The sequence below is a fragment of the Acidovorax sp. YS12 genome, assembly GCA_021496925.1.
Classification (GTDB): Bacteria; Pseudomonadota; Gammaproteobacteria; order Burkholderiales; family Burkholderiaceae_C; genus Paenacidovorax.
Map to the genome: position 1 here is coordinate 2,477,500 of CP053915.1, position 15,001 is coordinate 2,492,500.

9 protein-coding genes and 2 rRNA genes (1 of these 11 cut by a window edge) are annotated in these 15,001 nt (G+C 65.8%); 7 read left to right on the forward strand and 4 right to left on the reverse strand.

The features are described 5' to 3' along the window. The first annotated feature begins 45 nt into the window (after positions 1 to 45). The 3 genes from cphA (YS110_11320) to YS110_11330 all read left to right on the forward strand — a co-directional run bounded on the left by cphA (YS110_11320) (position 46) and on the right by YS110_11330 (position 5,356). Positions 46 to 2,211: a cyanophycin synthetase gene (gene cphA / locus YS110_11320; GenBank protein UJB65298.1), complete on the forward strand. Its 2,166-nt coding sequence runs from the start codon at positions 46 to 48 to the stop codon at positions 2,209 to 2,211. Positions 2,212 to 2,291: 80 nt separating this feature from the next. After that, positions 2,292 to 4,865: a cyanophycin synthetase gene (gene cphA, locus YS110_11325; GenBank protein UJB65299.1), complete on the forward strand. Its 2,574-nt coding sequence runs from the start codon at positions 2,292 to 2,294 to the stop codon at positions 4,863 to 4,865. Continuing rightward, complete coding sequence (locus tag YS110_11330) at positions 4,865 to 5,356, forward strand: CreA family protein (protein UJB67430.1); 492 nt, start codon at positions 4,865 to 4,867, stop codon at positions 5,354 to 5,356. The genes cphA (YS110_11325) and YS110_11330 overlap by 1 nt, the downstream gene beginning before the upstream one ends. 163 nt (positions 5,357 to 5,519) lie before the next feature. Here YS110_11330 and YS110_11335 read toward each other — a convergent pair whose 3' ends face one another. Beyond that, the gene (locus tag YS110_11335) at positions 5,520 to 6,179 is read right to left on the reverse strand and encodes a DsbA family oxidoreductase (GenBank protein UJB65300.1); all 660 of its coding nucleotides are present in this window, start codon (positions 6,177 to 6,179) and stop codon (positions 5,520 to 5,522) included. Between the two features lie 230 nt (positions 6,180 to 6,409). Here YS110_11335 and YS110_11340 point away from each other — a divergent pair, with 230 nt between their 5' ends. The 4 genes from YS110_11340 to YS110_11355 are packed head-to-tail and all read left to right on the forward strand — an operon-like array spanning position 6,410 to position 11,141. After that, positions 6,410 to 6,823 (forward strand): MarR family transcriptional regulator, encoded by a 414-nt coding sequence (locus tag YS110_11340; GenBank protein UJB67431.1) that lies wholly within the window; start codon positions 6,410 to 6,412, stop codon positions 6,821 to 6,823. Between the two features lie 11 nt (positions 6,824 to 6,834). After that, a complete protein-coding gene (locus tag YS110_11345) occupies positions 6,835 to 8,289 on the forward strand; it encodes an efflux transporter outer membrane subunit (GenBank protein UJB65301.1) in 1,455 nt (484 codons plus the stop codon). Between the two features lie 18 nt (positions 8,290 to 8,307). Continuing rightward, positions 8,308 to 9,543 (forward strand): efflux RND transporter periplasmic adaptor subunit, encoded by a 1,236-nt coding sequence (locus YS110_11350; protein UJB65302.1) that lies wholly within the window; start codon positions 8,308 to 8,310, stop codon positions 9,541 to 9,543. A 23-nt stretch (positions 9,544 to 9,566) separates the two neighbouring features. After that, positions 9,567 to 11,141, forward strand: a complete 1,575-nt coding sequence (locus YS110_11355; protein UJB65303.1) for a DHA2 family efflux MFS transporter permease subunit — start codon at positions 9,567 to 9,569, stop codon at positions 11,139 to 11,141. A gap of 54 nt (positions 11,142 to 11,195) precedes the next feature. On the opposite strand, the gene YS110_11360 is transcribed toward YS110_11355, so the two are convergent. From YS110_11360 to YS110_11370, 3 genes are all read right to left on the reverse strand, one after another. Beyond that, entirely contained in the window at positions 11,196 to 11,861 is a 666-nt protein-coding gene (locus YS110_11360) for an NAAT family transporter (protein UJB65304.1), read from the reverse strand. Positions 11,862 to 11,947: 86 nt separating this feature from the next. Next, positions 11,948 to 12,060 (reverse strand): 5S ribosomal RNA (gene rrf, locus YS110_11365). 99 nt (positions 12,061 to 12,159) lie between these two features. Beyond that, positions 12,160 to 15,001 (reverse strand): 23S ribosomal RNA (locus YS110_11370); it runs 47 nt beyond the window's last position.

The following is a 15,001-nucleotide window of genomic DNA, read 5'->3' on the forward strand; positions in this document are numbered from 1 at the left end:
ACAATGAAACACCCGAGCCGACCTCTTCTTCAACCGCTTCAATCCATGGCGAAATTCAACGACATCCAACTGCTGCGCACCACCTACCTGCGCGGCCCCAGCGTCTGGACCTACCGTCCCATCCTCGAAGTCTGGCTGGACCTGGGCGAGCTGGAAGACTGGCCGTCGAACAAGCTCCCCGGCCTCAACGAGCGCCTCACGGCCTGGCTGCCCGCGCTGATCGAGCACCACTGCGGCGTGGGCGAGCGCGGCGGCTTCATCCAGCGCCTGGAGGGCGGCACCTGGATGGGCCATGTGCTGGAGCACGTCATCATCGAGCTGCTGAACCTCGCCGGCATGCCGGCCGAGTTCGGCCAGACGCGCGAGATCTCGCAGCGCGGCGTGTACCGCATGGTGTTCCGCTGCCCCGAGGAAGACGTGGCGCGCACCGCGCTGGCCTGGGGCCACCGGCTGCTGATGGCGGCCATCAACGACGAGCCGTTCGACCTCAAGCCCGCCATCCAGGCCATCAAGACCAGCATCAACGACCGGTATCTGGGCCCCAGCACCGGCTGCATCGTCGATGCGGCGAGCGAGCGGCGCATTCCGCACATCCGCCTGAACGACGGCAACCTGGTGCAGCTGGGCTACGGCGCGGCGCAGCGCCGCATCTGGACGGCCGAGAGCGACCAGACCAGCGCCATCGCCGAGGGCATCGCGCAGGACAAGGACTTCACCAAGCGCCTGCTCGCCGCCTGCGGCGTGCCCGTGCCCGAGGGCCGCGTGGTGGCCGATGCCGAGGAAGCCTGGGAAGTGGCCCAGGACATCGGCAGCCCCGTCACCGTCAAGCCGTCCGACGGCAACCACGCGCGCGGCGTGACGCTGGAGCTCACGGGCGAGGCCGAAATCAAGGCCGCCTTCGCGCTGGCCGAGCCCGAGGGCGCGGAAGTCATCGTCGAGAAGTTCATCGACGGCGTGGAGCACCGCCTGCTGGTGGTGGGTGGCAAGGTGGTGGCCGCCACCAAGGGCGAGACGGTGAGCGTGCATGGCAACGGCAAAGCCACGCTGCGCGAACTGGTGGCCGTGCTGAACCAGGACCCGCGCCGCGGCCCCGAGCAGGAATACCCGCTGGACTGGATCAAGCTCGAATCCGGCGCCGTGAAGCTGGAGCTGAACCGCCAGCACGTCACGCCCGACAGCGTGATCCCGCAGGGCCAGAGCATCCTGCTGCAGCGCAACGGCAACATGGCCATCGACTGCACCGAGGACGTGCACCCCGACGTGGCCTACTACGCCCAGCTGGCGGCAAAGATCGTCGGGCTGGACATCGCCGGCATGGACATGATCCTCCAGGACGTGTCGCGGCCCATGAAGGAGCAGGGCGGCGCCATCCTCGAAGTCAACGCCGGCCCCGGCCTGCTGATGCACCTCAAGCCCACCAGCGGCACGCCGCGCCCGGTGGGCATGGCCATCGTGGACCACCTGTTCCCGCGCACCGAAGAGGCCACTGGCGCAGGCCGCATTCCGCTGGTGGGCATCGCCGGCACGCAGGGCAACGCCTTCATCGCGCGCCTGGTGGGCTGGCTGCTGCAGCTGTCGGGCAAGCTCACCGGCGTGGCCAGCAGCGAGGGCATGTTCCTCGCCAACCGCCAGACGCAGAAGACCGACACCGCCCATTGGGCCGGCGCGCACCGCCTGCTGACCAACCGCCTGGCCCAGGCCGCCGTGGTGCAGACCACGGCGCGCTCCATCCTCGAAGAGGGCCTGGCCTACGACCGCTGCCAGGTCGGCGTGGTCACCGACATGCGGGGCTGGGAGCAGCTCGCCGACCACGACGTGCGCGAAGCCAAGCAGATGACGCGCGTGCTGCGCACCCAGATCGACGTGGTGCTCGACGAAGGCGCCGGCGTGCTCAACGCCGACGACGCCCAGGTGGCCGACCTGGCGCGCCTGTGCGACGGCGAGGTGCTGTTCTACAGCCTGGACGCCGGCAACCCGCTTGTGGCCGCGCACCGCGCCGAAAAGGACGGCCGCGCCGTGTTCGTGCGCGACGGCCAGGTGGTGCTGGCCACCGGCGCCAAGGAGCGCCTGCTCGGCCGCCTGGCCAGCCTGAGCCTGGCGGGCGGCGCGCAGCCCGACACGGCGGCGCTGCTCGCCGCCATCGCGACGGCATGGGCCATGGACATCACGCCCGACCTCATCGCCGCAGGCATCAAGACCTTCGAGTACTGATTCAAAAACCATAGCTGCCAGCGCTTGCCAGATAAGCGTTTGATGCCAATTTGGCTTGAAACCTGCTGAAAGAACACCCCATGCAGATCACCCGTATCCGCGCCCTGCGCGGCCCCAACATCTGGACCCGCAGCACCGCCGTCGAGGCCATCGTGCAATGCGACGCCGCCGAGCGCGACATCAGCCTGCTGCCCGGTTTCGAGGACCGCCTGCGCGCACGCTTCCCGCGCATCGGCGCGCTGCGCCCCGAGGGCGCGGGCCAGCCCGTGTCGCTGGCCAACGTGCTGGAGGCCGCCGCGCTGTCGCTGCAGGCCCTGGCCGGCTGCCCCGTCACCTTCAGCCGCAGCCACGCCACGGTGGAGGAAGGCACGTACCAGGTCGTCGTCGAGTACACCGAGGAGGCCGTGGGCCAGCAGGCCATGGAGCAGGCCGACAGGCTGGTGCAGGCCGCGCTGGCCGACGCCCCGTTCGACGCCGACGCCGTGATCGTCCAGCTGCGCGCGCTGGACGAGGATGAACGCATCGGCCCTTCCACCGGCGCCATCGTCGATGCGGCCGTGGCGCGCGGCATTCCGGTGCGGCGCCTGACCAGCGGCTCGCTGGTGCAGCTCGGCTGGGGGTCGAAGGCGCGCCGCATCCAGGCCGCCGAACTGGACACGACCAGCGCCGTGGCCGAGTCCATCGCGCAGGACAAGGACCTGACCAAGCGCCTGCTGCACGCCGCCGGCGTGCCCGTGCCGCTGGGCCGCCCCGTGGCCGACGTGGAGGATGCCTGGAAGGTGGCCGAGGAAGTCGGCCTGCCCGTGGTGGTGAAGCCGCAGGACGGCAACCAGGGCAAGGGCGTGACGGTGAACATCACCACGCGCGCCCAGCTCGAGGCCGCCTACGCCACCGCGCAGGGCTACAGCGACGAGGTGATGGTCGAGCGCTTCCTGCCTGGGCACGACTTCCGCCTGCTGGTGGTGGGCCACCAGCTCGTGGCTGCCGCGCGGCGCGAGCCGCCGCAGGTGCTGGGCGACGGCGTGCACACTATTTCGCAGTTGGTGGACATCGTGAACCAGGACCCGCGCCGCGGCAGCGGCCACGGCACAGCGCTGACCAAGATCCGGCTCGACGACATCGCCATCGCGCGCATCGCCGCCGAAGGCCTCACACCCGACTCCGTGCCGGCCCAGGGCCAGCGCGTGGTACTGCGCAACAACGCCAACCTCTCCACCGGCGGCAGCGCCACCGACGTGACCGATGACGTGCACCCCGAGGTGGCGGCGCGCGCCATCGAGGCGGCGCAGACCATCGGCCTGCACATCTGCGGCGTGGACGTGATCTGCGAAAGCATCCTGCGCCCGCTGGAGGAGCAGAACGGCGGCATCGTCGAGGTGAACGCCGCGCCCGGCCTGCGCATGCACCTGGCGCCCTCGTTCGGCCGCCCGCGCAACGTGGGCGTGCCCATGGCCGATGCACTGTTCCCGCCCGGCGAGAACGGCCGCGTGCCGCTGGTGGCCGTCACGGGCACCAACGGCAAGACCACCACCACGCGCCTGATCGCGCACCTGTTCACCGCGCACGGCTGGCGCACCGCCATGACCAACACCGACGGCGTGTACGTGAACGGCCGCCAGATCGACAGCGGCGACTGCTCGGGCCCGCGCAGCGCGCGCAACGCCCTGGCCCACCCCGAGACGGACGCCGCGGTGCTCGAATGCGCGCGCGGCGGCCTGCTGCGCGAAGGCCTGGGCTTCGACCGCTGCCAGGTGGCCGTGGTCACCAACGTGGGCGAGGGCGACCACCTGGGCCTGAACTTCATCACCACGGTGCACGACGTGGCCGTGCTCAAGCGCGTGATCGTGCAGAACGTGGCCAACGACGGCTACGCCGTGCTCAACGCCGCCGACCCGCACGTGGCCGCCATGGCCGGCGCCTGCCCCGGCAAGGTGATCTTCTTCGCGCTCGACCGCCACCATCCCGTGATGGCCACGCACCGTGCCCAGGGCCAGCGCGTGGTGTACGTGGACGGCGAGCACATCGTCGCCGCCGAGGACTCGTGGCGCGAGCAGATCGCGCTGCGCGACATCCCGCTCACGCGCGGCGGCACCATCGGCTTCCAGGTGGAGAACGCCATGGCGTCCATCGGCGCGGCCTGGGGCATCGGCCTGCCGTGGGACACCATCCGCCGCGGGCTGGCGGGTTTCGTGAACGACAGCGACAACGCGCCCGGCCGCTTCAACGTGATGGACTACCGCGGCGCCACGCTGATCGCCGACTACGGCCACAACCCCGACGCCATCCGCGCCCTGGTGCAGGCCGTGCAGGCCATGCCGGGGGCAAAGCGCAGCGTGGTCATCAGCGGCGCGGGCGACCGGCGCGACCAGGACATCACCGAGCAGACGCGCATCCTGGGCGAGGCCTTCGACGACGTGGTGCTCTACCAGGACGCCTGCCAGCGCGGCCGCGCCGACGGCGAGGTGCTGGCCCTGCTGCGGCGCGGCCTGGAGGGCGCGCCGCGCACGCGCTACGTGACCGAGGTCCACGGCGAGTTCCTGGCCATCGACCACGCGCTGGCGCGCCTCGCGCCCGGCGACCTGTGCCTGGTGCTGGTGGACCAGGTGGAAGAAGCGCTGGCCCACCTGGCGCGGCGCTGCGCGGAGGCCGCATGATGCGCCGCCCGCTCGCCGCCGCTGCGGCTACTGCCGCGCTGCTGCTGGCCGCCCACGGCGCACAGGCGGCCAGCGAGAAGATCGGCACCGTGGACACGGCCTTCCAGTGGATCGGCCGCGACCACGACATCATCGTCGAGGCCTATGACGACCCGGCCGTGCAGGGCGTGACCTGCTACGTCTCGCGCGCGCGCAAGGGCGGCATCAAGGGCACGCTCGGCCTGGCCGAGGACCGGGCCGAGGCCTCGATCGCCTGCCGCCAGGTCGGGCCGATCAGCTTTCCGAAGGCACCCGTCAAGCAGCAGGAGGAAGTGTTCAGCGAGCGCATGTCGCTGCTGTTCAAGCGCCTGCGCATCGTGCGCATGGTGGACGTGCAGCGCAACACGCTGGTCTACCTGACCTACTCGGACAAGCTCATCGACGGTTCGCCGCAGAACAGCATCACGGCCGTGCCGGTGGACCGGGGCACGCCGATTCCCGTGAAGAATTGACGAAAAATGGCGCTAGCGCTTATGCAGCAAGCGCTAGCAGCTACTAAAAACGAAGCACTCATACGGGCGCATTCAACCGTATAACGAGGCGGGAAGCCTACGATCAGTGCTGTAGCACGGCAAGGCGAACCAACGACGTTAGACGGTTGAAGGCAAATCCGTATCAAGCCGTCTCCGCCAGGATCTGGCGCAGCGCCTGCTCGAACACCTCGGGCGGCTGGCCGCCCTGGATCAGGTGGCGCCCGTTGACGATGACCGACGGTACCGAGCGGATGCCGTTGGCCTGCCAGAACTGCGCCTGCGCCCGCACCTCCTCGGCATGGGCCCCGCTGTCCAGCACCTGCCGCGCCTGGGCGCCGTCCAGCCCCGCGTCCACCGCCAGGCGCACCAGCACCTCGTGGTCGGACGGGTTCAGCCCGTCGGTGAAATAGGCCTTGAACAGGGCCTGCTTCAGCGCTTTCTGCGCGCCCGGCGCCCCGCACGCCCCCGCCCAGTGCAGCAGGCGGTGCGCGTCGAACGTGTTGTAGATGCGGTTGCGCGCGCTGCCGAAGACAAAACCCAGCGCCGCGCCCCGCGCCGCGATGGCGTCGTGGGTCTGGCGCACCTGCTCCGGCGTCACCCCGTACTTTTCCTGCAGGTGCTCGCCAATGTCCTGGCCTGCGGCGCCCATCTGCGGATTCAGCTCGAAGGGCTGGAAACGCAGCGTCACCGCAGCCTCGGCGGGCAGGCGTGCCAGCGCCTGGTCCAGCGACTGCAGGCCAATCGCGCACCAGGGGCACGACACATCGGAGACGAAATCAATCGAGAGCGCAGAAGAAGTCATGGCAGCAGTCCACCCGGCAGGAAAAGCGCCATGGTAGCCCGGCGCACCCGCGGGCGGCGCGCAGGCAAAGCTTGCACACATACCCCTTGCGGGCACATGGGAGTCACATGCATGACCAGACAATAGTTGCCTAGTCAATTAAATTACGCGGCGTGAACGAAGACACTCCCACGTCCTGCGGCCCCTACACGCCCGGCACCTTCACGCCCGACCAGAGCGTAGGCTACCTGATGCGCCAGGTGCTGAACTCGATCCGCTCCCAGGTCGATACGCGCCTGACCTCTTGCGACATGACCTACGTGCAGTGGCTGCCGCTGTACAAGCTGATGCTGCAGGAAGGCGCGACCACGGCCAGCCTGTCGCGCGAGCTGGCCATCGACCCCGGCGCCATGACGCGCTCGGTGGACCGGCTGGTCGCCAAGGGCCTGGTGCAGCGCGAGCGCTCGCAGCAGGACCGCCGCGTCGTGCACCTGGTGCTGACCGCCGAGGGCCGCAGCGCGGCGCAGCGCGTGCCGGCCGTGCTGTCCGAGGTGCTCAACGCCCACCTGCAAGGCTTTTCCGACGCCGAATGGCGCCAACTGCTGCAGCTCCTGCAGCGCATGCAGGCCAACGGCGAGGCCCTGCGCCAAGCCCCCACCGACTGAGCCCAGAAACCATGTCCTTCTCCTCCACCGTCCGGGGCGCCCTGTGGCGCCCGCAGGCCGCGGCCCTGGCCGCAGCCCTCCTGCTTGCCGCCTGTGCCAGCCCCGGGCCCGATACCCGGCCGCTCGACGCCCTCACGCCCGCGCAGCTGGCGCTGGCCACGCAGGCCAGCCCCGAAGTTCAGCCACAGTGGTGGCGTTCCCTGGGAGACAGCCAGCTCGACGCGCTCGTGGCCCAGGCCCTGCAAGGCAGCCCGAACCTGGCCGTGGCCCGCGCGCGCACCCAGCGCGCCCAGGCGCTGGCCCTGGCACTGCAGGCCGCCAACGGCCCGCAGGCCACCCTGGGGGCGGACGCCTCGCGCCAGCGCTACACCGCCAACGGGCTGGTGCCGCCGCCCGTGGCGGGCAACTGGTGGAACAGCGCCTCCGTGCAGGCGGGCCTGGCATGGTCGCCCGACTTCTTTGGCCAGCACGCGGCGGAAGAAGCCTCGGCCCTGGGCCAGGCCCATGCCATGCAGGCCGATGCCGCGGCCGCAGAAACGCTGCTGGCGCTGCAGGTGGCCCGTGGCTACGTGGCGCTGGCCCGCACCCTGGCACAGCAGGACCTGGCCCGCCGCACCCTGGCGCAGCGCCAGGAGATCCGCGACATCACGCGCCAGCGCCTGGGCGCCGGCCTGGACAGCCGCGTGCAGGACACCCAGGCCGCAGCCGCCCTGCCCGACATGCGCGCGCAGATCGAAGCACTGCAGGAACAGGCGGTGCTCACCCGGCGCCAGCTGGCCGTGCTGGCCGGCCAGGCCCCCGATGCGCTGAGCGCCCTGGCGCCAGGGCTGGCGGCGCTGACCCTGCAAACCCCGCCGCAAGCCCTGGGCGCCGACCTGCTGGGCCGGCGCCCCGACGTGGTGGCGGCCCGCTGGCGCGTGGAGGCCGCCACGCAGGACGTGGCCGTGGCGCGCACGCAGTTCTACCCCAACGTCAACCTCAGCGCCTTCATCGGCCTGAACGCGCTGGGCATGGACCAGCTGCTGCAGGCCAGCAGCCGCCAGATGGGCGTGAGCCCGGCGCTGCGCCTGCCGCTGTTCGACGGCGGCCGCCTGCGTGCGCAGCTGGGCGGCAAGCGCGCCGACCTGGACGCGGCCATTGCCCAATACAACGCCACGGTGCTCGACGCGGTGAAGGAAGCGGGCGATGCCATCGCCTCCGGCCAATCGCTCGAACGCCAGCATGCCGAACAAGGCCAGGCGCTGGGCGGCGCGGAACAAGCCTACGCGCTGGCGCTGGAACGCTACCGCGCGGGCCTGGACAGCTACCTGGTGGTGCTCAACGCCGAATCCCAGGTGCTGGCCCAGCGCCGGCTGGCGGCGGACCTACGCGCGCGCCAGTTCGACACCTACCTGGCCCTGATGAAAGCCCTGGGAGGCGGCTGGAACGATGCCGCCCTGCAACCGCATGCCCTTGCCGCCGAGTAACCCTGGATACCCACCACCATGAGCGATACCCCCAAGCACACCCCCGCCGCCACGCGCCGCCGTGGCCTTTCCGTGATCGCTGCCGCCGTGGCCGTCGCAGGCCTGGCCTGGGGCGGCTGGCACTGGATGCACGCGCGCCACTTCGAGACCACGGACAACGCCTACGTGGCCGGGAACGTGGTGCAGATCACCCCGCAGATCGGCGGCACGGTCGTGGCGATCGCCGCCGACGACACCGACTTCGTCAAGGCCGGACAGCCCCTGGTGCGCCTGGACACGGCGGACATGCAGGTAGCGCTCGAGCAGGCCAGCGCCCAGCTGGCGCAGACCGTGCGCGAAGTCCGCACGCTGTTCGCGAACAACGCGGCGCTGAAGGCGCAAGTCAGCCTGCGCGAAGCCGACCTGGCGCGCCTGCAAGCCGACTTGGCGCGCGCACAGGACGACGTGAACCGGCGCGCGCCGCTGGTAAGCACCGGTGCCGTGGGCAAGGAAGAGTTCCAGCACACCCAATCGCAACTGGCGGCGGCGCGCAGCGCCGGGGCGGCGGCCCAGGCCGCCGTGCAGGCCGCGCGCGAGCAACTGGCCGCCAGCCAGACGCAGACCGAAGGCACCACGGTAGAGGCGCACCCGAACGTCCTGCGGGCCGCCGCCAAGGTTCACGAGGCCTACTTGGCGCTGCAGCGGGCCACGCTGCTCGCGCCGCTCGACGGCCACGTGGCCAAGCGGGGCGTGCAGATCGGCCAGCGCATCGCGGCCGGCGCGCCGCTGATGACCCTGGTGGCCCTGGACCAGCTCTGGGTGGACGCCAACTTCAAGGAAAGCCAGTTACAGCAACTGCGCATCGGGCAGAAAGCCGAGCTGCACGCCGACGTGTACGGCACCAAGGTGGCGTACCACGGCACCGTCGTCGGCCTGGGGGCCGGCACCGGGGCTGCCTTCGCGCTGCTGCCGGCGCAGAACGCCACGGGCAACTGGATCAAGGTGGTGCAGCGCGTGCCCGTGCGCATCACCCTGGACGCCCAGGAGCTGGCCAGCCACCCCCTGCGCGTGGGCCTGTCGATGGAGGCCACGGTGGACATCCGCGACCAGGAGGGCAAGAGCCTGTCGGACATCCCGCGCACCACGCCGGTCGCCGCCACGGCGGTGTTCGATGACCAGATGCGCGACGCCGACGCCTACGTGGCCAAGATCATCAGCGCCAACCTGGGCCGCAGGCAAATCGCCGCCGCCCCCACGGGCACCCACCAGCACTGAGCCCGCGCAGGGCGCCGCACACCATGTCTAATTCCACCACGGCCAGCCCGCGCGCGGAGCCCACGCCACTGCATGGCGCACAGCTGCTGCTGGGCACCCTGTCGCTGTCGCTCGCCACGTTCATGAACGTGCTCGACTCCTCGATCGCCAACGTATCGCTGCCAGCGATCGCCGGAGACCTGGGCGTGAGCCCAAACCAGGGCACCTGGGTGATCACCAGTTTTGGCGTGGCCAACGCCATCTCGGTGCCGCTGACGGGGTGGCTGACCCAGCGCTTCGGCGCGGTACGCCTGTTCACCCTGAGCGTCCTGCTTTTCGTGCTGACCTCCTGGCTGTGCGGATTCGCCCCCTCGCTGGACATGCTGGTGTTCTTCCGGGTGCTGCAGGGCCTGGTGGCCGGGCCGATGATTCCCCTGTCGCAAACCCTGCTTCTCGCCAGCTACCCGCGGGCCAAGGCCGGCACGGCCCTGGCGCTCTGGGGGGTCACCACCCTGGTGGCCCCGGTGGTAGGGCCTCTTCTGGGCGGCTGGATCACGGACAACATCTCCTGGCCGTGGATCTTCTACATCAACGTGCCCGTGGGCCTAGTGGCGGCGCTGCTGACCTGGAGCATCTACCGCCACCGGGAGACACCCACGCGCAAGCTGCCTATCGACACCGTGGGGCTCACGCTGCTGGTGCTGTGGGTGGGTGCGCTGCAGCTCATGCTCGACAAGGGCAAGGAGCTGGACTGGTTCGCGTCCGGTGAGATCATCGCTCTGGCCGTGGTGGCCGTGGTGGCCTTCGCGGTGTTCCTGGTATGGGAGCTGACCGAGGAGCATCCGGTGGTGGACTTGCGCCTCTTCAAGCGCCGCAACTTTGCCTTTGGCGCGCTGGCGCTGTCCGTGGCCTATGCGCTGTTCTTTGGCAACGTGGTGCTGATGCCCCTATGGCTGCAGCAATGGATGGGCTACACCGCGACATCCGCCGGCATGGCCCTCGCACCCGTGGGACTGTTCGCGATCCTGCTGACGCCGCTGGTCGGCCGCAAGGTGGGCCAGTGGGACCCGCGGCGCATGGCCACGGCCGCCTTCATCGTCTTTGCCCTGGTCCTGTGGCTGCGGTCGCAGTTCACGGTGCAGACGGATTTCATGCACGTACTGGTTCCGACGCTGATTCAAGGCGCGGCGATGGCGTTTTTCTTTATCCCGCTCACCACCATCACCCTCGCCGGGCTGGCGCCGGACCGCATTCCGGCCGCAGCGGGCCTGAGCAACTTCACCCGGATCACGGCCGGCGCCATGGGAACCTCCATCGCCACCACCCTGTGGGACGACCGGGCCGCCATGCACCACGCGCACATGACCGAGCCGCTGGTGCAGGGACAGGGCCCCTTCGCCATGGCCCTCGACAGCCTGAGGGCTACCGGTCTGAGTGCGGAACAAGCGCTGGCGCAGATCAACCGGCTGATCGACCAGCAAGCGTACACGCGCGCGGTGGATGACATTTTTCTCGGCTCAGCCTACCTTTTCATCGCCCTGATCAGCCTGATCTGGCTGACGCAGCGGCCCCCGAAGCTCACGGGGGCAGCGCCAGCCGACACGGGAGGCGCTCACTGATCGCTGCCCGCCCTTTTGGTAATACCTGCTCAACCCCGGCACTGCCGGGGTTTTTTATGGGTGCGCATTCAGCTCGGACCAGCCAGTCCAGAGGATTTCAATGCCAATGCAAAAGAGAATGAACGCCACCAGACGCATCATGACCAGCGTGCCCACAGGCCCGAGGCGCCGCAGCAAGGTCGATGCATTGCGGTAAATCAGGTACACCACCGCCATCGTCAGCGTGGCTCCCAGCACCGCAACGACCGCGCCGAGCAGGTACAGGGCTGGCGTCTTTGGAAGCTTGGCGCCGAGTGCAATCGACGCGGCAATGGCGCCCGGCCCCGTGGTCAATGGAAAGGACAACGGGAAAAAGCTGCGGCGCACGATCTCCTCATCCGACAACGGCAAGGATTCACGCGCCACTGCGGCTGTCACATCGTCCTCGGCGTTGGTATTCAACATGCGCCAGCCGGTGGCAGCCACCAGCAAGCCACCTCCAATGCGGACGATCGGCAGCGAAATGCCAAAAAGCTCCAGAACGTAAGTGCCCACAAGCATCGAAACGATCAGGACGATCCAGCCATTGATGGCCACTTGCCATGCCAGGCGTTGGGTCACCAGCGGATTGCCCCCAGCCGTTGCCGTGAAGATCGGCGCCGTCCCCAATGGGTTGATGATGGGCAGCAACGTCAGTGGAACGATGATGAAAGCCTGAAAGAAATCGATCGCAACTTGCATACGGCCCTCTGGTTCGAGGAGAAATATTTTCCACCAAAACGAAAACCCCCCGTAGCTTGGTAGCTGCGGGGGGTTTCACAATATTAGCCTGACGATGACCTACTTTCACACGGGAATCCGCACTATCATCGGCGCGAAGTCGTTTCACTGTCCTGTTCGGGATGGGAAGGAGTGGTTCCAACTTGCTATGGTCATCAGGCTTAAACGGTTGCTTTCCTGGTTTTTGCCAGGAGAGCGAATTCATAGAGACGAATCATTCATTTGATTGCGTGCTTGGCATAACTGTCTGACGGTATGTCAAAGTTATAGGGTCAAGCCGCACGAGCAATTAGTACTGGTTAGCTTAACGCATTACTGCGCTTCCACACCCAGCCTATCAACGTCCTGGTCTAGAACGACTCTTCAGGGGGCTCAAGGCCCCGGCAGATCTCATCTTGAAACGAGTTTCCCGCTTAGATGCTTTCAGCGGTTATCTCTTCCACACTTAGCTACCCTGCGATGCCACTGGCGTGACAACAGGTACACCAGAGGTGTGTCCACTCCGGTCCTCTCGTACTAGGAGCAGGCTTCCTCAAATCTGCAGCGCCCACGGAAGATAGGGACAAAACTGTCTCACGACGTTTTAAACCCAGCTCACGTACCTCTTTAAATGGCGAACAGCCATACCCTTGGGACCGACTACAGCCCCAGGATGAGATGAGCCGACATCGAGGTGCCAAACACCGCCGTCGATATGAACTCTTGGGCGGTATCAGCCTGTTATCCCCAGAGTACCTTTTATCCGTTGAGCGATGGCCCTTCCATACAGAACCACCGGATCACTATGTCCTGCTTTCGCATCTGCTCGACTTGTCAGTCTCGCAGTTAAGCACGCTTATGCCATTGCACTATCGTCACGATGTCCGACCGTAACTAGCGTACCTTCGAACTCCTCCGTTACGCTTTGGGAGGAGACCGCCCCAGTCAAACTGCCTACCATGCACTGTCCCCGATCCAGCTAATGGACCTAGGTTAGAACCTCAAACGCACCAGGGTGGTATTTCAACGTTGGCTCCATGAGATCTAGCGACCTCACTTCAAAGCCTCCCACCTATCCTACACAGATCCGTTCAAAGTCCAATACAAAGCTACAGTAAAGGTTCATGGGGTCTTTCCGTCTTTCCGCGGGAGATTGCATCATCACAAACATTTCAACTTCGCTGAGTCTGCGGAGGAGACAGTGTGGCCATCGTTACGCCATTCGTGCAGGTCGGAACTTACCCGACAAGGAATTTCGCTACCTTAGGACCGTTATAGTTACGGCCGCCGTTTACTGGGACTTCAATCAAGAGCTTGCACCCCATCATTTAATCTTCCAGCACCGGGCAGGCGTCACACCCTATACGTCCACTTTCGTGTTTGCAGAGTGCTGTGTTTTTATTAAACAGTCGCAGCCACCGATTTTTTGCAACCCCTTTTGGCTCCCTCTGTACGAGTTCACCTACTTGGGGCATACCTTCTCCCGAAGTTACGGTATCAATTTGCCGAGTTCCTTCTCCGCAGTTCTCTCAAGCGCCTTAGAATACTCATCTCGCGCACCAGTGTCGGTTTGCGGTACGGTCGTGTGTAGCTGAAGCTTAGTGGCTTTTCCTGGAAGCAGGGTATTACTCACTTCGTCTGCAAGCAGACTCGTTATCACCCCTCATCTAAGCCCGGCGGATTTGCCTACCGGGCACGACTACAGGCTTGAACCAACATGTCCAACAGTTGGCTGAGCTAACCTTCTCCGTCCCCACATCGCACTACACATCGGTACAGGAATATTGACCTGTTTCCCATCAACTACGCATCTCTGCCTCGCCTTAGGGGCCGACTCACTCTACGCCGATGAACGTTGCGTAGAAAACCTTGCGCTTACGGCGAGGGGGCTTTTCACCCCTTTAACGCTACTCATGTCAGCATTCGCACTTCTGATACCTCCAGCATCCGTTACCAGACACCTTCACAGGCTTACAGAACGCTCTCCTACCACGCACAGTAAACTGTGCATCCGCAGCTTCGGTAACTGGCTTAGCCCCGTTACATCTTCCGCGCAGGACGACTCGATCAGTGAGCTATTACGCTTTCTTTAAATGATGGCTGCTTCTAAGCCAACATCCTGACTGTTTTAGCCTTCCCACTTCGTTTCCCACTTAGCCAATTTTAGGGACCTTAGCTGGCGGTCTGGGTTGTTTCCCTCTTGAGTCCGGACGTTAGCACCCGGTGCTCTGTCTCCCAAGCTGTACTCTTCGGTATTCGGAGTTTGCATAGGTTTGGTAAGTCGCCATGACCCCCTAGCCTAAACAGTGCTCTACCCCGAAGGTAATACTTGAGGCACTACCTAAATAGTTTTCGGAGAGAACCAGCTATTTCCAGGTTTGTTTAGCCTTTCACCCCTATCCACAGCTCATCCGCTAATTTTGCAACACTAGTCGGTTCGGACCTCCAGTACCTGTTACGGCACCTTCATCCTGGCCATGGATAGATCACCTGGTTTCGGGTCTACACCCAGCGACTCAACGCCCTGTTCGGACTCGATTTCTCTACGGCTTCCCTATTCGGTTAACCTTGCCACTGAATGTAAGTCGCTGACCCATTATACAAAAGGTACGAAGTCACCCTTGCGGGCTCCTACTTTTTGTAAGCATGCGGTTTCAGGATCTATTTCACTCCCCTCCCGGGGTTCTTTTCGCCTTTCCCTCACGGTACTTGTTCACTATCGGTCGATGATGAGTATTTAGCCTTGGAGGATGGTCCCCCCATGTTCAGACAGGGTTTCTCGTGCCCCGCCCTACTTTTCTCTAGCTTAGTACCACCGGTCAGTTTTCGCATACGGGGCTATCACCCACTATGGCCGGCCTTTCCATGCCGCTTTGCTAACTGTCCGACTATCACTAGAAGGCTGTTCCGATTTCGCTCGCCACTACTTTCGGAATCTCGGTTGATGTCTTTTCCTCGAGCTACTTAGATGTTTCAGTTCACTCGGTTCGCCTCGCTGACCTATGTATTCAGTCAGCGATACCCTTGCGGGTGGGTTTCCCCATTCAGATATCTCCGGATCAAAGCTTATTTGCCAGCTCCCCGAAGCTTTTCGCAGGCTATCACGTCTTTCGTCGCCTATC

Coding starts and splice junctions, on each gene's coding strand:
- YS110_11360 (UJB65304.1), bottom strand. CDS start 11,861: ATGCAAGTTGCGATCGATTTCTTTCAGGCTTTCATCATCGTTCCACTG.
- YS110_11345 (UJB65301.1), top strand. CDS start 6,835: ATGTCCTTCTCCTCCACCGTCCGGGGCGCCCTGTGGCGCCCGCAGGCC.
- YS110_11355 (UJB65303.1), top strand. CDS start 9,567: ATGTCTAATTCCACCACGGCCAGCCCGCGCGCGGAGCCCACGCCACTG.
- YS110_11340 (UJB67431.1), top strand. CDS start 6,410: ATGCGCCAGGTGCTGAACTCGATCCGCTCCCAGGTCGATACGCGCCTG.
- cphA (UJB65299.1), top strand. CDS start 2,292: ATGCAGATCACCCGTATCCGCGCCCTGCGCGGCCCCAACATCTGGACC.
- YS110_11335 (UJB65300.1), bottom strand. CDS start 6,179: ATGACTTCTTCTGCGCTCTCGATTGATTTCGTCTCCGATGTGTCGTGC.
- YS110_11330 (UJB67430.1), top strand. CDS start 4,865: ATGCGCCGCCCGCTCGCCGCCGCTGCGGCTACTGCCGCGCTGCTGCTG.
- cphA (UJB65298.1), top strand. CDS start 46: ATGGCGAAATTCAACGACATCCAACTGCTGCGCACCACCTACCTGCGC.
- YS110_11350 (UJB65302.1), top strand. CDS start 8,308: ATGAGCGATACCCCCAAGCACACCCCCGCCGCCACGCGCCGCCGTGGC.